The 23,306-nt window shown below is 64.3% G+C and carries 25 protein-coding genes; 13 read left to right on the top strand and 12 right to left on the bottom strand.

Features of this window, described 5'->3' with window-relative positions:
- Nucleotides 1-40: 40 nt before the first annotated feature.
- Nucleotides 41-430: a hypothetical protein gene (locus CIT39_RS15855; RefSeq protein WP_094974413.1), complete on the top strand. Its 390-nt coding sequence runs from the start codon at nucleotides 41-43 to the stop codon at nucleotides 428-430.
- A 108-nt stretch (nucleotides 431-538) separates the two neighbouring features.
- On the top strand, nucleotides 539-787 hold the full coding sequence (locus CIT39_RS15850) for a hypothetical protein (RefSeq protein WP_094974414.1): 249 nt from the start codon (nucleotides 539-541) through the stop codon (nucleotides 785-787).
- Between the two features lie 19 nt (nucleotides 788-806).
- Here CIT39_RS15850 and CIT39_RS15845 read toward each other — a convergent pair whose 3' ends face one another.
- From CIT39_RS15845 to CIT39_RS15825, 5 genes are all read right to left on the bottom strand, one after another.
- Nucleotides 807-992, bottom strand: coding sequence for a hypothetical protein (locus CIT39_RS15845; protein WP_094974415.1), 186 nt, complete (start codon nucleotides 990-992; stop codon nucleotides 807-809).
- Nucleotides 993-1,170: 178 nt separating this feature from the next.
- On the bottom strand, nucleotides 1,171-1,452 hold the full coding sequence (gene minE / locus CIT39_RS15840) for a cell division topological specificity factor MinE (protein WP_094974416.1): 282 nt from the start codon (nucleotides 1,450-1,452) through the stop codon (nucleotides 1,171-1,173).
- On the bottom strand, nucleotides 1,449-2,264 hold the full coding sequence (minD, locus tag CIT39_RS15835) for a septum site-determining protein MinD (protein WP_094974417.1): 816 nt from the start codon (nucleotides 2,262-2,264) through the stop codon (nucleotides 1,449-1,451). The genes minE and minD overlap by 4 nt, the downstream gene beginning before the upstream one ends.
- Nucleotides 2,265-2,283: 19 nt before the next feature.
- Complete coding sequence (gene minC / locus CIT39_RS15830) at nucleotides 2,284-2,982, bottom strand: septum site-determining protein MinC (RefSeq protein ID WP_094974418.1); 699 nt, start codon at nucleotides 2,980-2,982, stop codon at nucleotides 2,284-2,286.
- A 295-nt stretch (nucleotides 2,983-3,277) separates the two neighbouring features.
- A complete protein-coding gene (locus tag CIT39_RS15825) occupies nucleotides 3,278-4,282 on the bottom strand; it encodes an ABC transporter substrate-binding protein (protein ID WP_094974419.1) in 1,005 nt (334 codons plus the stop codon).
- Nucleotides 4,283-4,383: 101 nt separating this feature from the next.
- On the opposite strand from CIT39_RS15825, the gene CIT39_RS15820 reads away from it, so the two are divergent.
- From CIT39_RS15820 to CIT39_RS15795, 6 genes are all read left to right on the top strand, one after another.
- Complete coding sequence (locus CIT39_RS15820) at nucleotides 4,384-5,031, top strand: TetR/AcrR family transcriptional regulator (RefSeq protein ID WP_094974420.1); 648 nt, start codon at nucleotides 4,384-4,386, stop codon at nucleotides 5,029-5,031.
- An 83-nt stretch (nucleotides 5,032-5,114) separates the two neighbouring features.
- Complete coding sequence (locus CIT39_RS15815) at nucleotides 5,115-5,885, top strand: ABC transporter permease (RefSeq protein WP_094974421.1); 771 nt, start codon at nucleotides 5,115-5,117, stop codon at nucleotides 5,883-5,885.
- Nucleotides 5,886-5,898: 13 nt separating this feature from the next.
- On the top strand, nucleotides 5,899-6,936 hold the full coding sequence (locus CIT39_RS15810; protein ID WP_094974422.1) for an NAD-dependent epimerase/dehydratase family protein: 1,038 nt from the start codon (nucleotides 5,899-5,901) through the stop codon (nucleotides 6,934-6,936).
- Nucleotides 6,923-7,744: a GNAT family N-acetyltransferase gene (locus tag CIT39_RS15805; RefSeq protein WP_094974423.1), complete on the top strand. Its 822-nt coding sequence runs from the start codon at nucleotides 6,923-6,925 to the stop codon at nucleotides 7,742-7,744. The genes CIT39_RS15810 and CIT39_RS15805 overlap by 14 nt, the downstream gene beginning before the upstream one ends.
- Before the next feature lie 6 nt (nucleotides 7,745-7,750).
- Nucleotides 7,751-8,806, top strand: a complete 1,056-nt coding sequence (locus CIT39_RS15800) for a dihydrodipicolinate synthase family protein (protein WP_094974424.1) — start codon at nucleotides 7,751-7,753, stop codon at nucleotides 8,804-8,806.
- Nucleotides 8,794-9,576 (top strand): ABC transporter ATP-binding protein, encoded by a 783-nt coding sequence (locus CIT39_RS15795; RefSeq protein ID WP_094974425.1) that lies wholly within the window; start codon nucleotides 8,794-8,796, stop codon nucleotides 9,574-9,576. Before CIT39_RS15800 ends, CIT39_RS15795 begins: the two co-directional genes overlap by 13 nt.
- A 147-nt stretch (nucleotides 9,577-9,723) precedes the next feature.
- Here CIT39_RS15795 and CIT39_RS15790 read toward each other — a convergent pair whose 3' ends face one another.
- The 3 genes from CIT39_RS15790 to CIT39_RS15780 form a co-directional block, all read right to left on the bottom strand.
- A complete protein-coding gene (locus CIT39_RS15790) occupies nucleotides 9,724-10,815 on the bottom strand; it encodes a TRAP transporter substrate-binding protein (RefSeq protein ID WP_094974426.1) in 1,092 nt (363 codons plus the stop codon).
- A gap of 176 nt (nucleotides 10,816-10,991) precedes the next feature.
- Nucleotides 10,992-11,249, bottom strand: a complete 258-nt coding sequence (locus CIT39_RS15785; RefSeq protein ID WP_094974427.1) for a hypothetical protein — start codon at nucleotides 11,247-11,249, stop codon at nucleotides 10,992-10,994.
- Between the two features lie 66 nt (nucleotides 11,250-11,315).
- The gene (locus tag CIT39_RS15780; RefSeq protein ID WP_162308522.1) at nucleotides 11,316-12,269 is read right to left on the bottom strand and encodes a DUF2778 domain-containing protein; all 954 of its coding nucleotides are present in this window, start codon (nucleotides 12,267-12,269) and stop codon (nucleotides 11,316-11,318) included.
- Between the two features lie 201 nt (nucleotides 12,270-12,470).
- On the opposite strand from CIT39_RS15780, the gene CIT39_RS15775 reads away from it, so the two are divergent.
- Both CIT39_RS15775 and CIT39_RS15770 read left to right on the top strand, forming a co-directional pair.
- Nucleotides 12,471-12,902 carry a DUF1810 domain-containing protein gene (locus tag CIT39_RS15775; protein WP_094974429.1) on the top strand — a complete coding sequence of 144 codons (432 nt, stop codon included), beginning with the start codon at nucleotides 12,471-12,473 and terminating at the stop codon, nucleotides 12,900-12,902.
- Between the two features lie 109 nt (nucleotides 12,903-13,011).
- Nucleotides 13,012-15,093: a methyl-accepting chemotaxis protein gene (locus tag CIT39_RS15770; RefSeq protein WP_094974430.1), complete on the top strand. Its 2,082-nt coding sequence runs from the start codon at nucleotides 13,012-13,014 to the stop codon at nucleotides 15,091-15,093.
- Between the two features lie 235 nt (nucleotides 15,094-15,328).
- Here CIT39_RS15770 and CIT39_RS15765 read toward each other — a convergent pair whose 3' ends face one another.
- The 4 genes from CIT39_RS15765 to CIT39_RS15750 form a co-directional block, all read right to left on the bottom strand.
- Nucleotides 15,329-17,719 (bottom strand): arylsulfatase, encoded by a 2,391-nt coding sequence (locus CIT39_RS15765; RefSeq protein ID WP_244607588.1) that lies wholly within the window; start codon nucleotides 17,717-17,719, stop codon nucleotides 15,329-15,331.
- A gap of 227 nt (nucleotides 17,720-17,946) precedes the next feature.
- Nucleotides 17,947-18,318 (bottom strand): hypothetical protein, encoded by a 372-nt coding sequence (locus CIT39_RS15760; RefSeq protein WP_094974432.1) that lies wholly within the window; start codon nucleotides 18,316-18,318, stop codon nucleotides 17,947-17,949.
- A gap of 481 nt (nucleotides 18,319-18,799) precedes the next feature.
- Nucleotides 18,800-19,390, bottom strand: coding sequence for an NADPH-dependent FMN reductase (locus CIT39_RS15755; protein WP_094974433.1), 591 nt, complete (start codon nucleotides 19,388-19,390; stop codon nucleotides 18,800-18,802).
- A gap of 48 nt (nucleotides 19,391-19,438) precedes the next feature.
- A complete protein-coding gene (locus tag CIT39_RS15750; RefSeq protein ID WP_094974434.1) occupies nucleotides 19,439-20,386 on the bottom strand; it encodes an AraC family transcriptional regulator in 948 nt (315 codons plus the stop codon).
- A gap of 284 nt (nucleotides 20,387-20,670) precedes the next feature.
- Here CIT39_RS15750 and CIT39_RS15745 point away from each other — a divergent pair, with 284 nt between their 5' ends.
- From CIT39_RS15745 to CIT39_RS15735, 3 genes are read left to right on the top strand one after another with little or no spacing between them, the layout of a single operon-like run.
- Entirely contained in the window at nucleotides 20,671-21,780 is a 1,110-nt protein-coding gene (locus CIT39_RS15745; RefSeq protein WP_094974435.1) for a DUF2336 domain-containing protein, read from the top strand.
- Nucleotides 21,777-22,109 carry a PilZ domain-containing protein gene (locus tag CIT39_RS15740; RefSeq protein ID WP_094974436.1) on the top strand — a complete coding sequence of 111 codons (333 nt, stop codon included), beginning with the start codon at nucleotides 21,777-21,779 and terminating at the stop codon, nucleotides 22,107-22,109. The genes CIT39_RS15745 and CIT39_RS15740 overlap by 4 nt, the downstream gene beginning before the upstream one ends.
- A 52-nt stretch (nucleotides 22,110-22,161) precedes the next feature.
- Entirely contained in the window at nucleotides 22,162-23,283 is a 1,122-nt protein-coding gene (locus CIT39_RS15735) for an HD-GYP domain-containing protein (protein WP_094974437.1), read from the top strand.
- Nucleotides 23,284-23,306 lie beyond the last annotated feature (23 nt).

Raw genomic sequence — 23,306 nt, 5'->3', positions numbered from 1 at the left:
CCGGACGCTAGCCTCCCAAAAAACGGAGGAGATACCTGGGATGCGCTACGGTTTCCTGATGGCTGGCCTGTTGCTGATCGCCGCTCCGGTCCAGGCCGAGGACCATCCACGCTCGACCTATGTGACCCTGGTCCTGCAGGCCTTCGCCGCCAAGGTCGAATGTCCGGGCACGGATGTCGTCTACCAGGATCTCGTGCAGAAGGCAGAGCAGATGAAGCTGCCCGAGGGCACGACGGAGAAGGTGCGCAAGGCGATCGCCTGGATGCACACCGGCGGCAAGATGGGCGAGAAGCAGGACGACGATTTGATGGCCGAGGTCGCGGTGGCGACCCAGGCGACCGATCTCAACCAGCGCCGCCTCGGCATGCCCAACTGGTGCGAGGCCCAGAAGACCAACCTCGCCGGCCTGATCCGCGCCAAGGGCGGCTAGCGAGCCCGCTGTCGCGGCGTTAAGGACACCGCGACGGAACCCGTGTTTCGGCCAATAATTGTCACATTCCTCGCCAGCATGCGGGCTCCTTTCGCACAGGAGAAGCCAATGCGGATGACCCATCTCATCGTTGCCGGCGTGCTCTCGGTGAGCGCAGCGCTGGCCACCCCGGCACAGGCAAAGAATTCCGACGCCCAAAAGGGCGAGGACAAATCGACCTCGTCCTCCTGCAGCGCTTATCAGCAGGCGCCGGACGGATCGTGGGAACCGCTCCCCTGCAAGGAGTCGGGCGAGCGCGATCAGCCGCAGACGCAGCATCGATCCCCGCCACGGGGGTCGGGTCGCGAGGAACGCTGAAGCGTTTCCGGTCCTGCGGTCAGCTGTGGGCAGGCCCGCGCATGATCTTCATGGCGTCGGCGATGTGACGCCACTCCTTGGCCTCATCGGCCTCGCCGCGGCCCTCGCAAGCCTGGGCCTGCTCGGCGGCCTTCGCGATCGCAGCAAAGCCGTGCTGCTCGAGCATCTGCCGCGCGACTGTGTGGACCTGGACCTCGGACATCATGGGCGCTCTCCCGTCTGACCAGACCGCAGGCCGCATCGCTCCCGCGGTTGGTCATAACGATTGAGGGCAGGACCTCGTTCCGCACCCGTCCCCGACGGTCCCAAAACGAAGGCGGCCCGCTATGCCCAGCGGACCGCCTTCTCACCCACCCCAAATTGGGAGTCGCCGGTCGCGTCCCTTATGCGACCGCCGCTTTCTTGCGCTCGAAATCGTTGGGCACCTCGATGTCGACCTCCAGGGTCGACACCTCGTCGCCGCGCTCGAGCTTGACGATGACCTTGGTCGGGTCCAGCGTGACGTGCCTGGAGACCACGGCGAGAATTTCCTCACGCAGCACACCGAGCAGATCGGGCTGGCCACGCATTCCGCGTTCATGGGCAAGCAGGATCTGCAGCCGCTCGCGAGCGACGGGTGCAGAGGCCTTGTTGCCGCGGAGAAGCCGAAGCAGACCCATGCTCATGCAGCCCTCCGTCGCAGCAGACGATCCATGAAACCCTTGCGCTCGGTCGGCACCTGCATGGCGACGGTCTCGCCGCACAGACGGCGCGCCGCGTCGATATAGGCCCGCGCCGGTGCGCCATCCGCGTTCGACAACGTGACCGGCGTGCCGACATTGGAGGCGCGCAGCACGTCCTGGCTTTCGGGAATGATCCCGAGCAAGGGTGTTGCGAGGATCTCGAGGATGTCCTCGATGGTCAGCATCTCGCCGCGCGCGGCGCGTGAGGGATCGTAGCGGGTGATGAGGATGTGCTTCTCGACGCGCTCGCCCTTCTCGGCCCGCACGGTCTTGGAATCGAGCATGCCGATGATGCGGTCGGAATCTCGCACCGAGGAGACTTCCGGATTGGTGACGATCACGGCCTCGTCGGCGAAGCGCATGGCCATGGAGGCGCCGCGCTCGATGCCGGCCGGGCTGTCGCAGATCACCCAGTCGAAGCGGGCGCGCAGATCGTCGATCACCTTGCCGACGCCCTCTTCCGTCAGCGCGTCCTTGTCGCGGGTCTGCGAGGCCGGCAGCAGCCAGAGGTTCTCCAGCCGCTTGTCCTTGATCAGCGCCTGCGGGAGTTTCGCAACGCCCTGCACCACGTTGATGAGGTCGAACACGACGCGGCGCTCGGCTCCCATCACGAGGTCGAGGTTGCGCAAACCGACGTCGAAATCGACGACGACGACCTTTTCGCCGCGTTGCGCCAGCGCAGCCCCTAGCGCGGCGGTCGTCGTGGTCTTGCCGACCCCGCCCTTGCCTGATGTCACGACCAGTACCTTGGCCATTTCTGAAATCTCCTTCTGGTCAGTTCAGCGCGGTAATTCGCATGGTGTTGCCCTGCAGCCAGGCCTGGGCCGGCCGGCCACGAAGAGCGGCATCGATATCGTCGGCGGTCTGATAAAACCCATCGATTGCAAGCAGTTCGGCCTCGATCTTCTGGCAATAGATGCGCGCGCTCGTGTGACCGTTCACGCCGGCCATGGCGCGGCCGCGGAGCGCGCCGTAGATATGGATGGAGCCCCCGGCAACAACTTCCGCGCCGGAGCCGACCGAGCCCAGGATGGTGACGTCGCCGTCGGGGAAGATCACGGTCTGGCCGGAACGCACGGGGCTATCGAGCAGCAGCGAGGTCGGCTTGGCCTCGGCCTTCGCCTCGACCTTCTTCGGCGCACTCGGCTCGACCACGCAGCTGCGCCCGCCCGACAGCAGCGGCGGCATCATCGCCGTCAGCTTCGCCTCCTCCACGCCCTCGATGCCGAGCACGCGGATGTTACGGTCCTGAAGGCTGGTGAGCAGATGGCCGATGCCGGCCTGACTGAGATCGACCGAGGACAGGTCGATCACCACGGGCCGGCCGGCAAAGAAGCCCGGCGAGCGCGCAATGGTGGCATCGATCTCGTGCAGCCAGTCCTGCACCGGAACCGTCGGCGTGAACACGAAGGCCACATAGGACCGCCCGCGCAGGCGCACCATTTGGCGTTGAGGTTTGACTGCAGCCTCCATAGCGGCCGACTCGTTCCCTGTTATTGAATGGTTAACGATGCGGCAGATATGGTTAACGGCCGGTTAATTCTCCGTGGGGTTATGCGGCTGGGTCGGGCAGGAGCGGGCCGCTCTCGTGTCCCGGACGCGCTGCAACGCGTCAGCGTTGCTGCGCAGGCCGGGACGCAGAAGGTGGCACGGGAAGATGCGGAGAGATGGGCCCCGGACGCGGCGCACCGCTACGCGTTGCGCCGCGTCCGGGGCACCAGCGCATGGCGCAGCTGTTTCCCCATCGCTATTGCGAGCGCAGCGCCCCCTACTTCTTCACCTTGCTCGCATCCATCTTGATGGTGGGATCCAGCATCTTGGTCGTGAACGCCGTCGTCACGTCGAACGGCTTCTCCATGCCGAGATAAGTCTGGACCAGGTCATAGTCCTTCTTCATCCGCTCGCTGTCGATCCACCCAAGACCCTTGGTCGTCGTGAACTCGTCGGTCATCAGGAACTTGATGCGCTCCCACTGGCGCTCCTGGTTAGCCTGGTCGAGACCGGAGACCTGGTCGAGCAGCGCCTTCAGGCACGGCGCGACGTCGGCAACGCAGGCGGCAAAGGCCTTTTGCGTAACACGCACGAACTCCTCGACGACCTTCGGGTTCTTCTGCAGATAAGCGCCGTTGACGATCAGCGAATTGCCGTAGGGATTGAGCCCGATGTCCTTCCAGTTGACGTAGCCGAGGTCCTGGCCGAACTCGATCACCTTGAGGTCGTGCTCGTTGTAGAAGTCGCTGATGATGTCGACGGTGTGGCTCTTCAGTGCCGCGATCTTCGCGGTCGGTCCGACATTGACAAAGCCGACGGCGTCAGGCGCGATGCCGGCGGCCTTGGCGAAAGCTGGCCACATCACGCGCGAGGCATCGCCGGGCGGATTGCCGATCTTGTGGCCGGCAAAATCCTTCACGCCGTTCACGCCGTAGCTCTTCAGCCAGTAGAACGTCTGCCCGGTGTTGGCATAGACGCTCATCACCGCGACGGTGTCGGCGCCCTTGCTCTTGGCCACCAGCATGGTGGCGAGATCGGCGACGCCGAACGGCGAGCCGCCGGAGCCGACCTTGGCGGCGGAGACGGCCGAGCCCTTGCCGGTCTCGATGGTGAGGTCGATGCCCGCCTTCTCGTACCAGCCTTGCGCCTTGGCATAATAATACGGCGCGTGATCGGCCGTCGGCGTCCAGTTGAGGATCAGGTTCACCGCCTCGCCCGCGCTCGCCGGCACCGCCGGCAAACCGAGCATCAGGGCCACAACAGCCGCCTGCAAACGCTTCATCGCATCTCTCCTCATTGCCAGCGACCCGGCTTGTCGCTCTCCCCGTGTGAGGATACCAATGCAACAAGCCCGCCCTCCACTTGTCAACTGTTTGGTTGGAAATGCCCGCAAAACGATCTGGCGACACCGTGCCGCAGCGCCGCGACCCCGTCGCCACCCGCAAAAAACTGCTCACCGCGGCGCGGCTGGAATTTGCCCGGCACGGATTTGCGGGCGCCCGCGTAGACGAGATCGCCGAGCGCGCAGGCGTCAACAAACAGCTGGTCTACCACTATTTCGGCGACAAGGACGCGCTCTACCTCGCCGTGCTCGAATGGGTCTATGAAGACATCCGCGAGCAGGAGCGCCGGCTCAATCTCGAGGGCCTGCCGCCGGAGAAGGCGATCCGCAAGCTGATCGAGGCTTCGTTCGACCACCTGGCCGCAAACCCTGATTTCATCGTGCTTTTGAACGACGAGAACCGCGGCGGCGCCCGCCACGTCCGCGGCTCGACCCGGCTGGAAGCGATGCACTCCCCGCTGGTGAAGAGCGTGTCCCACATTCTCAACGAGGGGGTGCGCGCGGGCGTGTTCCGCAAGGGCATCGATCCCGTCCAGCTCTATATCTCCATTGCGGGCCTCAGCTATTTCTTCTTCTCCAACACGCCGACGCTGTCGGCGATCTTCGGCAAGGACCTGTCGAGCCGCACCGCACGGCGCGCCCGCCGCCGCCATGTCGCCGACCTGGTGCTGCAGTCGCTCCGGCCCTAATCAACCAACTGGTTGAAACTTTCGCCGAGGAGGGTTAGGCTTGCGACCAGCGGCATCGCCGCCGCGCCAACAGGGAGCAATCGGTGGCAGGAGACAGCGCACGCGCCTCGCGCAGTTTTGCGATCATCCTGATCGTGCACCTCGCCGTGCTCGTGCTCTGGCAGGTCGCGGTCGACGCCTTCCACGTGCCGAAATTCATTCTGCCCTCCCCGCTCGCGACGATCCAGACGCTGGGAACCGCGAACTACGCCTGGGGCGCCAACACGCTGGTGACGGCGATCGAGATCCTCGGCGGCTTCGCGCTCGGCGCCTTCGTCGGTGTCGCGCTCGCCGTGATCTTCAGCTGGGCGCCGCTGCTCAGCCTCGTGCTGCTGCCGCTGTTCGTGACGCTGAACATGATCCCGAAGGTCGCGCTCGGCCCGCTCTTCATCGTCTGGTTCTCCTACGGCATCATCCCGAACATCCTGATCGCTTTCAGCATCTGCTTCTTTCCGATTCTGCTCACCACCGCGCGCGGCTTGCGCGAGGTCGAGCCTGACCTGCTCGACCTCGTCAAATCGCTGCGCGGCTCGCGTTGGACGCTGTTCCGCAAGATCCAGCTGCCGGGATCGCTGCCTTACATATTCTCCGGCATGAAGGTCGGCGCCATCCTCGCGGTCGCCGGCGCCATCGTCGGCGAGTTCATCGCCTCCGAGCGCGGGCTCGGCTACCTCATGATCCAGGTCCAGTCCTCGCTCGACACGCCCGCGATGGTGATGGCCGTCGTGCTGCTGACCGTGCTCGGCGTCGCTCTCTACGGCCTGGTCCTCGTCCTCGAACGCATGTTCGTCGTCGGCGACGCCAGACAAAACTAACGAAGGACCGACCATGCTGCTCACCCGCGAGACCCTGCCCAAGACGATTCCCGATATCGCGGCGCTCGACGATCTCCTGTGCCGTCCGACGCAAGCGCTGATCGACGACCTCGCCAAGGTCGAGGGCGACATCATGATCCTCGGCGTCGGCGGCAAGATGGGTCCGACGCTGGCGGGACTTGCGAAGGCGGCCGCTCCCGATCGCCACGTCATTGGCGTCGCCCGCTTCAGCGAGGCCGGCGTGAAGGAATGGCTGCACGCGCGCGGCGTCGAAACCATCAATTGCGATCTGATGGACGAAAGCGCCATTCAGTCGCTGCCGAAGGCGCCGAACGTCGTCTTCATGGCCGGCCGAAAATTCGGCGCCGAGGGCGATCTGTCGCTGACCTGGGCGATGAACGCGCATGTGCCGGCGCTGGTGGCGCAGGCCTTTCCGTCGTCGCGCATCGTGGCGTTCTCGACCGGCTGCATCTATCCTTTCGTGCCCGTCGACGGCAAAGGCTCGACCGAGGAGATGGCGCCGAACCCGCCCGGCGAATACGCCCAGTCGTGCGTCGGTCGCGAACGGATGTTCGAATATTTCTCGCGCAAGTTTTCGACGCCCGGCCGGCTGTTCCGCCTCAACTACGCGATCGACATGCGCTATGGCGTGCTGCACGACATCGCGACGAAAGTGCTCACGGGTGCGCCGATCGACGTCAGCCTGGGCCACGTCAACTTCATCTGGCAGGGCGACGCCTCCGCGCAGGCGCTGCGCTGCCTCGCCCATTGCACCGCGCCAACCTCGCCGATCAATGTCAGCGGCCACGAGATTTTGGCGGTGCGTGATCTCGCGGCAAAATTCGGCGCAAGGTTCGGCCGCGCGCCGGTGCTTGTCGGCGAGGAGCAGCCGACAGCATGGCTGACCGACACCTCGAAGGCCGTGGACCTGTTCGGCCTGCCGGTCGTGGACACCGAGCAGCTGATCGCCTGGACCGCCGATTGGGTCTCGCGGGCCATGCCGAGCCTCGGCAAGCCCACCAAATACGAGGTCCGCGATGGCCGTTACTGACGCCCCGCACATCGTCCGGCTCGGCGTCGACGACGCGATCGCGGGGCTGGCGTTGTCGACGGAAGCGCATTGGAACCAGACCGATGAGGACTGGCGCATCTTCCTGCGCGACGGAATCGTGTTCGGCATTCGCGACGGCATGCGGCTGGTCGCCACGGCCGCCCTGCTGCCCTATTCCGGCAACAACGCCTGGATCAGCATGGTGCTGGTATCAGGCACGCATCGCCGCCGTGGGTTTGCCACGCACCTCGTCGATAGTTGCCTGGAGACGGCGCGCCAGAACGGCCTGACCAGCTGGCTCGACGCCACGCCCGACGGCGCCGCCGTCTACGGACCACTGGGGTTCACGCCGACGCTACAATTGCGCCGCCTGAAGCTGGCGAATCCTGCGCCGGCCGAAACGCCGCCATCGTCATCCGCGACCATCGAAGCGCTTCGTGCGCGGGACAAGCGGGCCACCGGTTTCGACCGGACCGCGCTGCTCGAAGCCTTCGCGCAGCGTTCCGGTTCACGCATCGTCGGCGCGAACGGCGCCATCGCGCTGGTGCGCTACGGCCGCACCGCCCGCCATGTCGGCCCGTTGTTGGCAGACGATGCGCTGGCAGCGCTGGGCCTGGTCGACGCGATCGCGCGATCCGAGACCGGTCCGCTGCTGCTCGACGCTGTCGCCTCGCAAAGGACGTTTCTGGAAGGCCTGACGGCATCCGGCTGGACCATCGAACGGCCGTTCCAGCGCATGCGGTTCGGCCCCGCCACCACTGCCGGTGAAGAAATGCCATTCGCCGTCGCCGGCCCGGAATTCGGATAGGACATCATGCACCACAGCCAGATCAATGCCGACATCCGCAAGCTGATTGCCGAGGGCACCGTGATGCCGGCGCATCCCCTCGCGCTCACCGCCGAGCGCCAGCTCGACGAAACGCGTCAGCGCGCGCTGACGCGCTACTACATCGACGCCGGCTCCGGCGGCCTTGCGGTCGGTGTCCACACCACGCAGTTCGCCATCCGCGAGGTCGGGCTCTATCGGCCCGTGCTCGAGCTTGCCGCCGAGACCGCGGCCAACTGGACCAAGCGTCCGCTGGCGATGGTCGCAGGCCTCGCCGGCCCGACCACGCAGGCCGTTGCCGAGGCCCGTACCGCGCGGGACATCGGCTATCATGCGGGCCTCCTCAGTCTTGCCGCGATGAAGAACGCCTCCGAGGACGAGATCATCGCGCACTGCACGGCGGTCGCCGCCGAGATTCCGCTGGTCGGCTTTTATCTCCAGCCGGCCGTCGGCGGCGTCATCCTGTCGAGCCGGTTCTGGCAGCGCTTCGCCTCGATCGACAACGTCATCGCGATCAAGATCGCCCCGTTCAACCGCTATCGCACCCTCGACGTCCTGCGCGGCGTCGCGGCCGCAGGTGCGCTCGACCGCGTCGCGCTCTACACCGGCAATGACGACCACATCCTGCTTGACCTGATGTTGCCGTTCGATCTGCGCGACAAAGGCGTGACGACGCGCACGTACTTCAAGGGCGGACTGCTCGGCCATTGGTCGGTGTGGACGGCGAGTGCGATCAAGCAGTTCGAACGCTGCAAGGCGGCACGGCACAAGGACAGCGTGCCGGCCGACCTGCTGGCCCTCGATGCCCGCGTCACCGACTGCAACAGCGCCTTCTTCGACGTCGCCAACAATTTTCACGGCTGCATCGCCGGCTGCCACGAAGTGCTGCGGCGCCAGGGCCTCATGCGGGGCCTGTGGTGCCTCGATCCGGACGAGGGCCTCAGCCCCGGTCAGAAGGAGGAGATCGACCGCGTCTACCGCGAGCATGCCGACCTCAGCGACGATGCCTTCGTCGCCGCCCATTTGAGCAAATGGCTGGCATGAGTTCAGAACCCTTCATCAGCCTGCGAGGCGTCCGCAAGGTTTATCGCAGCGGCGGCGCCGAATTTTTGGCAGTCTCCGACGTCACCATGGACGTGCAGGAGGGTGAGTTGGTCTCGCTGGTCGGGCCGTCCGGCTGCGGCAAGACCACGGTGATGAAGATCCTGGCCGGCCTGCACGGCGCCGACGGCGGCACGGTGAAGATCGGCAACGCCGAAAGCCCGTTCGACCCGACCCGCGACATCGGCATGGTGTTCCAGCAAGCGCTGCTGCTGAAATGGCGCACCATCCTGGACAACGTGCTGCTGCCGGCCGAGATCGTCGGCCTGCCGATGAAGGCCGCGCGCGAACGCGCGCGCGACCTGCTCAACCTGGTGGGCCTCTCAGGCTTCGAGCAGAAATATCCGCGAGAACTCTCCGGCGGCATGCAGCAACGCACCGCGATCGCGCGCGCCTTCATCCACGATCCAAAACTGATCCTGATGGACGAGCCGTTCGGCGCGCTGGACGCCCTGACGCGCGAGCAGATGAACCTGGAGATGCTGCGGATCTGGCGCGAGAGCGGCAAGACCATCATCTTCGTCACGCACTCGATCCAGGAAGCGGTATTCCTGTCGTCACACTGCGCGGTGCTGACGGCGGGACCTGCGAAGATGGCCGACTACTTCCCGATCGACCTGCCCTTCCCGCGTGACCTTCCGCTCAAGACGACCGATGCGTTCGGTGTCTATGCGCGGCGGATTTATGCGAAACTGGGGTTGGGGACGGCGTAATTCAACACACGATAGATCTCGTAGGGTGGGCAAAGCGCAGCGTGCCCACCATGACGAGTCAAGCAAGTAGTGGTGGGCACGGCGCAAATGCGCCTTTGCCCACCCTACAAGAGCGCGGCGCAATCGCAGAGCCGCGCCCTCTCGCCGTCAGCTCTTGTTGCGCATCTTGCTGAGCAGATAGTTGTCGTAAAAATTCTCCGCGATCTGCGTATAGAACAGCAGCTCCTTCATATACGCGTCGTGGCTTTCCTTGGTCCGCTTGAACAGGTCGCTCTTGGCGGCGAGTTCGTTCAGATGGTCCTGGGTCGCGTTGTAGCAGGCCTCCAGCACCGGCTGCGGGAACGCCTTCAGCTCCGCGCCGTTGGCGATCAGCCGTTTCAGCGCCGCCGGATTCACGCTGTCGTACTTCTCGAGCATCCAGGCGCCGGCCGCCGCGCCCGCCTGGTTGACGATCGCCTGGTACTGCTTGGGCAGCGAGGCCCATTTCTCGTCGTTGACGATCATGTGCAGCATCGCGCCGCCTTCCCACCAGCCCGGGAAATAATAGTATTTGGCGACCTTCTGGAAGCCGAGCTTCTCGTCGTCATAGGGGCCGACGAACTCGACCGCGTCGATCGTGCCCTTCTCCAGCGCCGGATAGATATCGCCGCCCGCGATTTGCTGCGGCACGACGCCGAGCCGTGCCAGCACATGGCCGCCCATGCCGGCGATGCGGAATTTGAGGCCCTTGAGATCGTCGACGGTCTTGATCTCCTTACGGAACCAGCCGCCCATTTGGGTGCCGGAATTGCCGCAGAGGATGGCGTGCGCCTTGAACGGCTTGAGCGCTTCGTTGGTGAGATCGGCGCCGCCGCCGAAGTGCCACCACGATTCCTGATGGCGATGATTCATGCCGAACGGGGCGCCGGTGGCATAGGCCAGCGCAGGCTCCTTGCCGATGTAGAAATAGAGCGGGGTCTGCGCCATCTCTACCGAGGCGGTGCTGACGGCGTCGAGCGCCTGCAAGCCCGGAACGATCTCGCCGGCGCCGAAGGTCTGGATCTGGAATTTGTTGTCGGTGGCCTCGGCGACGTATTTCGCGAAGGTCTGCGCCGTGCCGTAGATGGTGTCGAGCGACTTCGGGAAGCTCGAGGTCAGGCGCCATTTGATCTCGGGCGCGCTCTGCGCGATCGCAGGTGCAGCAACCAGCGTCGTCGCGCCGGCGACTGCGCCGCCCTTGAGAAATGTACGGCGTTTCATGATGGGTCTCTCCCTGAACTAAATTTCAAACATATGGGCTTGCAGCGACGATCTTCGCGGATCGTTTGCCCGTTCCCGTCGTGGAGTTCAAGATGCGCGAGGAGAAGGCCCCTGGCCGCTAGCCCGCATGACGCAGCGCGCTCCACCCGGACTACGAGACCGTGAGCAGACGAGCTTCAGAGCAGCCTGGCGCTGACGAACAGCGCGCGCACGGCGTTGGTTGCCTGCACCGCCAGCATCGCGTTACCGGCCGCACCTTCCAGAGCTTCGACGGCGTCCTCGTGCAGGGAGCGGAATTCCATCCATTCGACCGACTTGAAGTTGGTGAGGAATTGATAGGCCTGACCGACGGTCGCTATCGCCAACGTGTCACCGTTCAGCTTGATCTTGAACGTCGTGCGCAGCGGGGTCTCGGAACTTGATGGATCACTCATGGGCTGCTTCTGGACGATGACGGCTTAACGAAGGGGAAACGGCAGCCCCGCCGCAGCAGGCGAATATCAGGAGTCGGTGCTGGCGCGCTGCGAGGCGGTCGCCGATCCGCTCAGGCTCGGCACCACGACAAGACGGTTGAACTCGCCATTGTCCCACGCCTTGAGGAAACGATCATAATCCTTGATCGAGACGCAGCCGTTGGAATCGCCGCGCGGGCCCAGCATGTAATTGTGGGTGAGAAGGCCGACGCGGCCGAGTGCGCTGGTGCCCTCGGTCGGCGTCAGGCGCAAAGCGCGGACACCGTGGAACAGCTTCTCGCGCGGCTTCAGGTCGTAGATCGCGGGCGGAGTCGCACCGACCATGCGCTGATCGACATGATCGGGGTCGTCCATAAGCGCGCCCATGCCGGAATGGGCCTCCAGCGCGACGCCGCTCGGCAGGTAAAGCGCCTTGGCCTTGATGTCATAGACCGCCGTCCGCGAATCGTAGCCAAGGGCGGCCAGGTCCGGCGCCTTGCCGAACAGGCCGTCGCCGGGCGTCAGCGAGGCGAGCCTGATCTTGTCGGTGAATTTTTCGAACAAGTTGCGGTTGTCGACCCTGGGGTTGGTCTCCGCGTACGCTTGGCTCGACGCGATCTGGGCGGAGAGGTCCGCCTGCGCCGGGCGCGAGCGCGGCATGGGCACCGCGTCGGCGTGCTGCGTACCGGGCCTGGTCTCATCAACCATGTGCCGGTCGTCATCGGTCAGGGTCGAGCGCCAATCGTCGCCCTGGAGCTTCTGGGCGAGCATCGCCTTGGCGTCGCGGAGCTTGAGCTGGACCGCGCTCAAGGCGGAACGCTCCATCGTCCGCAGGCCGAACTCGCGGGCCGGCGGATTGCCGGACGCCGACGCGAAACGGTCCTCGAAAGACGGGCTATTGGCCGGCGGCAGTGCAGCAGTGACCAGTGCGGTCGTATCGCCGATATCAGCGACCCAGGCAGCAGTCCCCAGTGCCAGCGCGACGGCAGCCAAAGACAGCAATATCGTCTCCGCTCGCCCCATACGGCGGCGCGGCAACAGCCTCTCGGCGCTTGCGCGGTCGGAAACCATCAGATCCCCAAAACGACCCCCGGGGGGCCCAACCCCCACCCGGCGACTCTATACCAGCTATCACATTGGGAGCCAAAAGTTAGGCATAATCGCGGCCGGCAAGGGTTGCGACAAGGCACCTTGAGGTATCTAATGACCGATCTTTTCGATCTAGAGCGCTTTCTCCGGGCCCAGGATCCGGTCTACCGCAACGTTCTGGAGGAGCTGACCCGGGGCCGGAAGCAGACTCACTGGATGTGGTTTGTCTTTCCGCAGGTCGCCGGACTCGGGTCCAGCGCCATGTCGCAGCGCTACGCCATCGGCTCCCGCGCGGAGGCTAAGGCCTATCTCGCCCATTCCTTGCTCGGGACGCGCCTGATCGAATGTACCAGGCTCGTGCTCGCGGTTCAGGGCCGGAGCATCAACGCGATCCTCGGCGCCCCGGATGACGCCAAATTCCGCTCGTCGATGACGCTGTTCGGCGCGGTGTCCAACGAGCCCGTGTTCGGCGAGGCGCTCGCCCGCTATTTCGCAGGCGAGCGCGACGCCGTGACGCTGGAGATCCTTGCTACCCTTGGTCGCTAGGCCAGGCCCGCACCCGCGGACCCCGGCAGCGTAAACCCCCGATTAATACGGGTCTGTCAATTTCCGGAGAATATCTTTCTCCCCTCCCGCGCCAATTGCCGGACAGATCATGAAAATCGGAACGCTCCTGACCACCGCCATCGTCTCGCTCTCGACCGTCGGTGGCGGCCTCGCCGTCTACGTCGCCGTGACCAAGTACCAGACCATGGAGCGGATCACCGAGGCCCAGGGGCGGCTGGCAATCGTCCGCGCGGCCAGCGACATCCCGCGCTACCTCAACCCCGAACGCGGCTTTTCCACCAACATCCTCTACGGCCCTGCCACCATCGATCCGGCACAGCTCGCCGAACAGGACAAGCTGCGCAAGCAGACCGACGGCGCCCGCGACAGGATGAATGCCCTGCGCAAGGAGCTGCCCGGATCGTTCGACGACGGCAACACCATCGGCAGCAACATCGACGGCATCAATGCGAAATTCACCGCGCTCCGCGCGGCCATCGACAAGGCGCTCGCGGGACCGGCCGAGGCACGCAAGGACGCGGCCAAGAAGATCGTCGCCGAGAACGCTGTGCTCAACAGCGGCGTGACCGCGCTGCTCAACGAGCAGGTCCGCCGCATGGCGATCCTCAACGGCGACGCCTACCGGCAGGCCAGCTACGCCAACACCGCCATGACGCTGCGCGACGTCGGCGGTTTCAACTCCAGCCTTCATAAGAATCTCGTCGGCGGCAAGAAGCCGGCGACCGACACCGAGAAGGCCGACATCGGCCGCTCGCAGGGCCGCAACGACCAGCTCGTGATGGCGCTGCTGGAATTACGCGGCAATCCGGCAACCCCGGCGAACGTCGCTAGCGCGCTGGAGAAGTTCAGCTCGATCTATGTCGAGGAGTTCGGCCGCGAGCTCAAGCTCGTCAAGGACGGTGCGATCAGCGGCAAGTACGAACACGACATGGAGACCTATTACGCCGCCACGCAGCGCGGCCTCAGCACCATCATCGAGGTCCGTGACGCATTCTACGACAATGCCGAGCAGATCCTTGCCGGCGCGTCCTCCGCCGCGCGCATGAGCTTCACCATCGCGCTGCTCGGCCTTGCTGCCGTGTTGATCGCGAGCGCCGGCCTCATCGTGATGGTTCGCCGCCGCGTCTGCGCGCCGATCGTCAACCTGACCAGCCGGATGTCGCGGCTCGCCGAGGGCGAGGTTGCGGACAGCATCCCGGGCGCCGAGCGCTCCGACGAGATTGGGGCGATGGCTGCGGCCGTCCAGGTCTTCAAGGACAACATGATCCGGGCTGACCGGCTCGCGGCCGAGAAGCAGGCCGAGAACGACGGCAAGATGCGCCGCGCGCAGGCGCTCGACGAACTCACCCGCGCGTTCGAGGCCAAGGTCACTGAGCTCGTCGGCGGCCTGTCGAACGCGTCCTCGACCATGGAAAGCACGGCACAGTCGATGACCTCGACGGCGGCCCAGACCAACAGCCAGGCCGCGGTCGTCGCCACAGCCTCCGAGCAGACCTCGACCAACGTGCAGACCGTCGCCAGCGCCACCGAAGAGCTGACCTCCTCGATCTCCGAGATCGGCCGTCAGGTCGCACAATCCACCGAGATCGCGGCCCGCGCCGTCGAGAACGCCCGCCGCACCGGCGACACTGCGCGCACCCTCGCCGAGGGCGCGCAAAAGATCGGCGACGTCGTCACCCTGATCCAGAGCATAGCCGAGCAGACCAACCTGCTCGCGCTGAACGCGACCATCGAGGCCGCCCGCGCCGGCGAGGCCGGCCGCGGCTTTGCCGTGGTCGCCTCCGAGGTGAAATCGCTGGCGGGCCAGACCGCCAAGGCCACCACCGAAATCTCCGAGCAGATCACGGCGATCCAGACCGCGAGCGACGAGACCGTGGCCGCGATCCGCAACGTCGCCGACGTCATCGGCGAGATCGACCAGATCGGCACCGCGATCGCCGCGGCGATCGAGCAACAGGGCTCGGCGACCAAGGAGATCTCCCGCAGCGTCCAGGAGGCCGCCCGCGGCACCCAGGAGGTCAACACCAACATCGCAGGCGTGCAGCGCGCCGCCGACGACACCGGAGCTGCTGCCAGGGAAGTGCTCGGCGCCGCCGAGCAGCTTTCGACGCAATCGCGCGACCTCGCCGGACAGTTCGACCGCTTCCTCGGCGAGGTCAGGGCGGCGTAAGACGCCCTCTTCGCTGCGGCCAGAGGCCGGAGGGCGGAAAGGCCCAGGCGAGCACCTGCGCAGCCATCGCCAGGCGAACCAAACGTTGTGGACGAGAGGGAATACGGATTCCTGCGGGAGACGTTCTATCGATGTTGTTCTTTGTGATCATCGCAAGCTCCTTCCGACCAAATCGTGATGCAGCACTGACAATTGACTGAGAGCGGCTCAGAGGTCTCCCGCTCGTCGGCGTGTCCTACTGCCGTTGCGCAGCCGCCTCCGCGATCTGCTCCGGCGTGAAGGGCTCGAGCTTGACAGTCAGCTTGTCGATCTTGCCCGTGAACTTGAACGGAGAGTCGTAACGATACTCCAAGAGCGCGACCCCGGTCCGGGTGTCCCGGCCGATATCGAAGGTTTCATCCTCCGGAAACGTGATCGGCGTGGTGTGCTCCAGGGAGTTCTTGGCTACGATCTTTCCATCGACGGAGAGAACGCCCGTCCCTCCCTTGCCCAGGCCAGGACCATCGGCCTTGAATTCGAAGACGATGGTGTGCTTGCCGGATTCAAGCTCGGGGCCTTCCCACATGGTGCGCTTGAGGTCGAGCAGGTTGTAGAGGAACACCACCCTGCCGTGGCCCACGCCGAAGTCGCCCTTGCTCAGGAACAGGCCATAGCCGCCGAAGCGTCCGCCTTCGGTGACGATCATGCCCTCCGCGCCGCCCTCGGGCACGTCGACCTCGGCCGTGATGGTGTACGACTTGTTGAGGATGCTGGGCGCGGCGCTTGCAGGCACGCCAGTCAGTTCGCCCGAATAGTTGAACACCGTGCGTCCCGCCGTGAGGCTCGGGCGCGGCGTGTTCCAGCGGGAGAGCGAGGAGTTGTCGAGCGGCAGCACGTTGTACTTCTTCGCCTCGGCGTAGAAGGCGTCCTGAAGCTGCTTGAGCTTGTCCGGCAGCTGGCTGGCGAGATCGTTGAACTGGGTCGGATCCTCGTTGACGTTGTAGAGTTCCCAATTGTAGCCGGTGATGACGTCCGGAGGCGTCTTGGTGCTGAGCTCCCAGGGGATCGTCGCCGGCGTCGTGGCCGCCACCCAGCCGTCCTTGTAGATCGCGCGGTTGCCGAGCATCTCGAAGTATTGCGTCGCGTGCCGGGTGGCAGCGTTGCCGTTCGCCTTGTCCCAGGTGTACGCCATGCTCACCCCTTCGACAGGGCTCTGCTTGACCCCGTTGATTGTCTCGGGTTGCGGAATTCGGGTCGCTTCCAGGATGGTCGGAACGATGTCGATCACGTGATGGAATTGGCGCCGGATGCCGCCCGCGTCGTTGATGTGACCGGGCCACGACATGACGACGCCCTGGGCCGTGCCGCCGAAGTGCGACGGCACCTGCTTGACCCACTTGAACGGCGTGTCCATCGCCCATGCCCAGGGCGCCGCGAAGTGCGGGAACGTCCGCTCCGAGCCCCAGAACGGGTACCAGAGAAACTGGTCCTTCACCGGAACGGCGACGCCATTGAAGGTGGTGAACTCGTTCGGCGTGCCGTTGATCATACCTTCGGAGCTCGCACCGTTGTCGCCGCCGATATAGATGATCAGGGTGTTGTCGAGCTCGCCGAGATCTTCGACGGCCTGGATCACACGGCCAATTTCATGATCGGCATAAGCCAGGAAAGCGCCATACACGTCCGCTTGCTTGATGAAGAGCTTCTTCTCGTCGAAGCTGAGCGAATCCCACTGTGGCAGGTCTTTCGGCCAGGGCGTCAGCTTGGCGTTGTCGGGCATGATGCCCAGGCGCTTCTGGTTGGCGAAGATGGTCTCACGCACCTTATTCCAGCCGTCGTCGAACAGGTGCATTTCACTGATCTTCTTGATCCACTCAGGCGTCGGATGATGTGGCGCATGTGTGGCTCCGGGCACATAGTACACGAAGAACGGCTTGTCGGGCGCGACCTCCTTGAGCTGCTTGATGTGCTGGATGGCGTCGTCCGCCATCGCCGTCTCCAGATTCCACTTGGGATTGCCCTCGAACGGATAGATGGCCGTGGTGTTGCGGAACAGGTTCGGCTGCCACTGGCTCGCATCTCCGCCGACGAAACCGTAGAAATAGTCGAAGCCCATCCCGTTGGGCCATTGCTCGAAGGGTCCGGCCTGGCTCGACTGGTAGGAGGGCGTGTTGTGATCCTTGCCGAACCACGAGGTGTCGTAGCCGTTCGCCTTCAGGATCGTGCCGATGGTGCCCTTCTCGATGGGAATGATCGAGTCGTAGCCGGGAAAGCCAGTTGCTATTTCGCCGACCACGCCGAATCCGACCGAATGATGGTTGCGGCCGGTGATGAGTGCTGCGCGGGTCGGCGAGCAAAGTGACGTCGAGTGAAAGTTCGTGAACCGCAGCCCCGCTTTCGCGATGCGATCCATGGAAGGTGTAGGTATGACGCCGCCGAATGTGCTGGGTGCGCCGAACCCCTGGTCATCGGTCATAATGAGCAATACGTTGGGTGCGCCCTTCGGCGGCACCACGCGCGGCGCCCACCACGGCTTCGATTCGGTGGCCTTCTCCCTGATGACACCGCCGAACTTCGGGTCTGGAGGCGGGATCTGCTTGCCGTCGATCGTGATACTGGCGCCGGGATCACCCGAAACGCCAGTCATCTGCTGAGCCGACACCGGGGCACCGATGATAAGGACAAGAAGACTCGCGCCTGCGAGCAAGCAGCCAAAGATTTTCATGACGCAGGTCTCCCGTCATCTGAGAAAGGGCCGACACGCTTCAAAAATGAGTCAGACGTTCGTCCCGCTCGCAGGAGGGACGTTCGGAGGCGATCAGCAGGGTCGATTCGAATAGTGGTCAGGCGCCGCAAATGCTCCTCGGCGGCGTCTCACAGCTTGTTTCGGTTCTTGCTCGCGCCCCTCAATTTTGGAGCGTCCGCCGTCGATTTCGCCCAATCCGCCATTTGCATACAGGTCAGCATGTCGACATAGCTGTCACTGCCGCCGGCAGTCGCCTCACCTTCGCACTGGTTTCGAAGGGTGTCGGAATTCTGGAGCCAGACGGTGTTGAGCTGTTTGAGCGCGGTATTCTCGTCGCGCATGCAGTTGTCGTAGCTCTCCGGCAAAGTCAAACCCATTGCCTTGTCGGTGGCTACGGTCGCCTTGCACAGCGCCTCGACATCGAAGTGAGGGACGCGGTCGCTGACGGAAATCGTCGGCTGGCCGACCATCATTGCCAACGAGAGCAATGCAATCTTCATGATAGAGTTCCCCGGGTGAGACCTTACCGAAGTTGAAACTCCATCCGACGACATCCGTGCGAGTGGATGTTGATCTGAATCAAGGAATAGATGTGGGTTGGCTCCTCACTGAATAGGGCGCGAGAGCTGAGCACTCTGTCGATGGCCGCCGTTGAGCGGATGCCATCCTTACCTTTCTTTGCCTTCGTGATTTTTCTTCGCCAGCGCTCGGAGGGTAAGCTGGTGGCACGCGAGCGACGGCATTCCGGCACCAGGGGCGGATCGCAACAGGGACGTGCGACCCGACCCGCGCAGGACATGTCGCTTAAGAAGCGCGCTCACCAGCGATCGGAGCAGGCTTCCCGCTCCGTTCCGTCGCGGTCGCCGCGGCCATCCTGACTGTATTCTTCGCAGCCCCCGGTATTTTGGTCTACCTTCGCAACATCGGCGAGGCCGCTGGGCTCACAATCGGCAACGCTGCGAGGTCGCCGGCCAGACGGGTTCAGTAAGGCGGCGCCTTGCGCGCCCGCTGCGCCTTGGCGGCTTCGATCCACCAGGCGAGATCGTCGGCAAAGCGCGGGAACGCGCGCTCCAGGGCCTTGCCGCCGTCGCCGGTCGGCTCGCCCTCGGCCGACAGCGTCTGCGCGATCGGACCGACGCCGATGGTGCTCGACACCACCACCATTCCCATCTCGGAGAGCGTGCCGTGCCAGGCGGTTGCGGCGCGCGCGCCGGACAGGCGGCCGGCCGAATAGCTCACGATCGCGGCCGGACGCCAAAACCACTCTTCGAGGAAATGGTCGGTGAGATTCTTCAGGCCGGGCTGGATGCCCCAATTGTACTCGCCGGTGACGAAGACGAAGCCGTCGGCGCTGCGGATCTGCCCGGCCAGATTCTCCAGCGCCTCGGGCGCCGAGCCCTTCGGATACTCCTTGTACATGCGGTCGAGCATTGGCAGCCCGATCGCCTTGGCGTCGATGAAGGTCACCTCGTCGCCGCGCTCGCGCAGCCGATTGATGACGAAATTTGCAAGGCGGATGCCCATGCGGTCGGAACGGTAGGAACCGTAGAGAACGAGGATGCGATTGCCCATCCCCTGACGGTAGCACGAAACCGGCGGCCGCCCTACTCGATTTGCCAACTATCGCCCGCGTCCGCACTCCAGCGTTTGCGACGGCGTCTCGCCAAACTGGTCGCGGTAACTTCGGGAGAAGTCGCTGAGATGCCAGAAGCCGAACGCGAGCGCCACGGCTTTGACACTGCCGGCGCCCGCGAGCAGGCGCTGGCGCACCAGCCACAGCCGGCGCAGACGCAGGTAACGGTGCAGGCTCATGCCGCGATAGCGGCGGACGACGTCGTGCATCGTGCGGACGGACAATCCGAGCTTGCGGGCAATCTCCTCGCTGTAGATCGGCTGCGAGAGATCGTCGGACAGGAGAGCGCTGATATCCCTGAATATCCTGAAGTTCCGCTCGTCGTTGGGGCGCAGGGTCCAGCGGGCCGAAACGACGTTTTCCAGCGCGTGGTCGACGGCCGCGAGAAGAGACTCCCTCATTGCTCTCGCCTTGAGCGGAATATCTGACGCCTCGACCGGCGCTGAGGCCGCGGCGAGGATCTCGCGAACCACACTGCGCAACCGATGAATGCCAACGGCGCTCGTTTCGAAAATCTTGAAGCTCTGGGTCGGTCTCGGCCAGCCGCGCTCGGTCACCTCCGGCCTGAAAACCACAGAGGCGATCTGCCGCTGCACTTCCTCGATGATGGTATAGGCCGCGCCGCCGCTGCCGATGACGACAGCCGGACGCATACGCTGCGAGCCGTTGAAGCGTATCGGCACGTCGAGGTCGTCCATCGTGAAACCAACCGCCGTGCAATTCTCGACAAGCTGGGCGTCGACCACGCGCGGAAATGCGGTCGTCAGATTCACGTCGCATCCAGGCATCGACAGAATGATCTGCTCGGCCGAAATCCTCCGAACAAAAGGCGTAAACTCGAAGTTCAGGCCTCGGATGGCATTTCGAAATTCATCGACATCTGAAAAGCGAAATATTCTGGGTGCCAAGCTGGGCACATCATCAATGCTGTTCATGGCGACGAGAAGCGCAGCGTCGCAACGACACGCGCCCGGCAATGAGCCGTTCGCTCCCCCCTTCGGTTTTACGTCAGACCGAGGGAATCGATCTGAGCGTGTGCCCTCAGGAGACGAGCGTCCAGTCCTGAGGACAAGGAGGGACGCGGGATCTCGCCAAATTTCGATAGCGTTTTCCGGTCATTCGGTATCCGGCTGCGCAATCCATAAAAAGCAAATTAACGCCTTTCGGGCGAAATGAAACGCGTTAGATCGTCAAAGTCATTGCATCCGGGCCCCCTGCCATGATGGCAAACGCGCCTGCTAATATATTGATCGAGCTGGAGGATGCGGTCGCAACCTGCCCGTTGGACCGTTGCGCCCGCATCCTCGAAGGCATTTTGCAGCTGCTCAGCGGCAGCCGTGAGCAGCCGCAGCAATTGCTTGCCAATGTGGTCGACCGGGTCCTGCTGCGGTTGATGGAGCGGCTCGACGCCAGCGCGTTGATCCAACTCGGCGATGCGCTCGCCGAACTCAAAGCAGCTCCACCGGAGACATCGAGACGCCTTGCCTCGCACGATGATCCCGACGTCGCCTGCCGCGTTCTGCTCAAATCGCTCGCGCTGTCCGCGTCCGATCTTGAAACGATCGCGATCTCGAGCGGCGAACCACAGCAGCTCGCGATTGCTGCCCGCGCGCGCATCGAGCCGCAATTGACCGAGACGCTCATCAGGCGCGGCGTCCGAGCCGTCCACCTTGCCCTGATCGGCAACGCAGGTGCACAATTCTCCGATGCCGCCTACGTCGCACTCGTCGAGACGTGCGCAGGCGATGACGAACTCACAAAGGCTCTGGCGCTGAGACCAGGCACGCCAGATCCGGTCTTGAAGAAATTGCTGTCGGCCTCGCCGGCCCCCAACGCTCGCGCGGAGACAAAGGCTCCCTCCGTTTCGGCTCCACAAGCGGCAGCGCCGATTGTGCCCCGGTTGCCCAGTGCGGCCGCCTATGCGAGCGCTCGGCCGGAGATCGTCGCGCTCAACCGCATCGGCAAGCTCAACGATTCCACGGTCAATCGCTTCGCGATCCGCGGCGAGACCGCCAATTTGCTCACGGCCTTGTCGGTGCTTTCGGGGACTCCCGTCGAGATCGTCGAGCACGTCATGACCGACGACGATTGCGAAGGACTGGTCATGGCCTGCCGGGCTTCGCGGCTGAACTGGCAGACCACGCTCGCCATCCTGAGCAACCGCAGCTGGACCAGACTTTCCTTTGCCGAGCGCGAACGCGCACAACTCATTTTCGAGACGCTGCTTCTGTCGACCAGCCAGTGGACGGTGCGGTGGGGGGAAATCGCCGCAAGCGTCAAGGGGAGCAGTCGGGGAAGTCGCGGCGCAAAAGCGGGGGCTAGCCGATGAAGTTCGACGGCCGCAAGGCGGCGCGCGTGAAGTTGGATCACAAGCAGCCGGTCAATCTGATGGGCTCGGACGGCACGTGGCGCCGCGGCTGCGTTCTGCTCGACATCTCACAAAGCGGAGCCAAGATCGAGGTCGAGGGCACGCTCGACGTACTCCAGGCCAAAGAATTCTTCCTGCTGCTGTCTTCGACTGGGCTCGCCTACCGGCGCTGCGAGCTGGTCTGGATCGACGGCACCACGGCGGGCGTGCGCTTCGTCACCGCAGAGAGCAAGAAGAAGCCGGCAGACCGACAGATCGCGGCAACGCAGAACTCGATTCAGAGCAAGTAAGCCGGGGGAATCCTTTCCCCGGATTGAACTATGGCAACGTCGAGGTCGAACCGTGCAGAACGCGCGAACCTTACCAAGCCCCGTCAAGCGTGACGCCGGGATCCGAGAGCGGGAAGTCGCCCGCCCATTCGTTCATGTGCTGGCCGACACGTCCGATAAGCTGTCAGGCGTGTGCTCGATCGTCGAAGACAAATTCACCGTTGCGGGCGAACGGCTCGACGCCGATTCCAAATTGTCACAGCAGCCGTTCGCCTTCGTCATCCGCGCGGAGCTGCGCGACGTCGGGACCATCGCGGCCATCAAGAAGCGGGCCGGCAAGCTGGCGAAGGCGAAAAAACGCATCTTTCTGCTCGATCACACCTCCCACGCGGTCGTATCGCAGGCCTACGCACTCGGCGCGACGCTCGTCCTTCCCGGACCGGTCAACCGGGTCAAATTGCTGGCGGCGCTGTCCGATCCGGCAGAGCCGTCGTCTGCCTCGTCAGGCGAAACCGCGCAATCCGGCAACGCCGTCGAGACCGCGGCGACCGCCATCGCGTCGATGTTCACTTCGGTGACGTTGAGCCAGCCGCTCGATGTTGACGGCGCCAGGGAAGCCGGCCGCCAGATCGCCGATCGCATCACCCAGCATGGCCTGTCGGAATGGCTCACGACGGTGCGGCGCCATCATGAGGGGACCTATCAGCATTGCCTGCTCGTGACCGGCCTCGCCATCGACTTCGGCCTGAGCCTCGGCATCGGCAGGCCCGATCTGGAGCGTCTGTATACGGCGGCCATGTTCCACGATATCGGCAAGGCCCGGATCCCGCTTGCGATCCTCGACAAGCCCGGCCGTCTCGATCCCGAGGAACGTGCCATGATCGAGACTCACCCGGCGGCGGGCTACGATTTCCTGAAGGGCCACGACAAGATCTCGCCCGAGATTCTCGACGCCGTGCGTCATCATCACGAATATCTCGACGGCAGCGGGTATCCGGATGCTCTCTGCGGCGAGAGCATCAGCGACCTCGTTCGTATTCTCACGATCTCGGACATCTTCGCGGCGTTGATCGAGCATCGCCGCTACAAGCCGACGATGCCGCGCCTGGAGGCTTATAACATCCTGTGCGGAATGAACGGCAAGCTGGAGAAGGCTCTTGTAGCCTCCTTCAGGCAGGTTGCGCTCACGAGGTGAGCGCAACGGCGCGACAATCATGA

Source organism: Bradyrhizobium symbiodeficiens, assembly GCF_002266465.3.
Classification (GTDB): Bacteria; Pseudomonadota; Alphaproteobacteria; order Rhizobiales; family Xanthobacteraceae; genus Bradyrhizobium; species Bradyrhizobium symbiodeficiens.
This window is presented reverse-complemented; position numbering and strand designations above follow the sequence as displayed.

Excerpts from the sequence above, each read along its gene's own strand:
- CIT39_RS15820 (WP_094974420.1), top strand. The coding sequence starts at position 4,384 with ATGCCCGCAAAACGATCTGGCGACACCGTGCCGCAGCGCCGCGACCCC.
- CIT39_RS15765 (WP_244607588.1), bottom strand. The coding sequence starts at position 17,719 with ATGACTGGCGTTTCGGGTGATCCCGGCGCCAGTATCACGATCGACGGC.
- CIT39_RS15755 (WP_094974433.1), bottom strand. The coding sequence starts at position 19,390 with ATGGGCAATCGCATCCTCGTTCTCTACGGTTCCTACCGTTCCGACCGC.
- CIT39_RS15770 (WP_094974430.1), top strand. The coding sequence starts at position 13,012 with ATGAAAATCGGAACGCTCCTGACCACCGCCATCGTCTCGCTCTCGACC.
- CIT39_RS15775 (WP_094974429.1), top strand. The coding sequence starts at position 12,471 with ATGACCGATCTTTTCGATCTAGAGCGCTTTCTCCGGGCCCAGGATCCG.
- CIT39_RS15795 (WP_094974425.1), top strand. The coding sequence starts at position 8,794 with ATGGCTGGCATGAGTTCAGAACCCTTCATCAGCCTGCGAGGCGTCCGC.
- CIT39_RS15750 (WP_094974434.1), bottom strand. The coding sequence starts at position 20,386 with ATGAACAGCATTGATGATGTGCCCAGCTTGGCACCCAGAATATTTCGC.
- minE (WP_094974416.1), bottom strand. The coding sequence starts at position 1,452 with ATGAGCATGGGTCTGCTTCGGCTTCTCCGCGGCAACAAGGCCTCTGCA.
- CIT39_RS15855 (WP_094974413.1), top strand. The coding sequence starts at position 41 with ATGCGCTACGGTTTCCTGATGGCTGGCCTGTTGCTGATCGCCGCTCCG.
- CIT39_RS15805 (WP_094974423.1), top strand. The coding sequence starts at position 6,923 with ATGGCCGTTACTGACGCCCCGCACATCGTCCGGCTCGGCGTCGACGAC.
- CIT39_RS15800 (WP_094974424.1), top strand. The coding sequence starts at position 7,751 with ATGCACCACAGCCAGATCAATGCCGACATCCGCAAGCTGATTGCCGAG.
- CIT39_RS15810 (WP_094974422.1), top strand. The coding sequence starts at position 5,899 with ATGCTGCTCACCCGCGAGACCCTGCCCAAGACGATTCCCGATATCGCG.
- CIT39_RS15825 (WP_094974419.1), bottom strand. The coding sequence starts at position 4,282 with ATGAAGCGTTTGCAGGCGGCTGTTGTGGCCCTGATGCTCGGTTTGCCG.
- minD (WP_094974417.1), bottom strand. The coding sequence starts at position 2,264 with ATGGCCAAGGTACTGGTCGTGACATCAGGCAAGGGCGGGGTCGGCAAG.
- CIT39_RS15790 (WP_094974426.1), bottom strand. The coding sequence starts at position 10,815 with ATGAAACGCCGTACATTTCTCAAGGGCGGCGCAGTCGCCGGCGCGACG.
- CIT39_RS15785 (WP_094974427.1), bottom strand. The coding sequence starts at position 11,249 with ATGAGTGATCCATCAAGTTCCGAGACCCCGCTGCGCACGACGTTCAAG.
- CIT39_RS15760 (WP_094974432.1), bottom strand. The coding sequence starts at position 18,318 with ATGAAGATTGCATTGCTCTCGTTGGCAATGATGGTCGGCCAGCCGACG.
- CIT39_RS15845 (WP_094974415.1), bottom strand. The coding sequence starts at position 992 with ATGATGTCCGAGGTCCAGGTCCACACAGTCGCGCGGCAGATGCTCGAG.
- minC (WP_094974418.1), bottom strand. The coding sequence starts at position 2,982 with ATGGAGGCTGCAGTCAAACCTCAACGCCAAATGGTGCGCCTGCGCGGG.
- CIT39_RS15850 (WP_094974414.1), top strand. The coding sequence starts at position 539 with ATGCGGATGACCCATCTCATCGTTGCCGGCGTGCTCTCGGTGAGCGCA.
- CIT39_RS15740 (WP_094974436.1), top strand. The coding sequence starts at position 21,777 with ATGAAGTTCGACGGCCGCAAGGCGGCGCGCGTGAAGTTGGATCACAAG.
- CIT39_RS15745 (WP_094974435.1), top strand. The coding sequence starts at position 20,671 with ATGATGGCAAACGCGCCTGCTAATATATTGATCGAGCTGGAGGATGCG.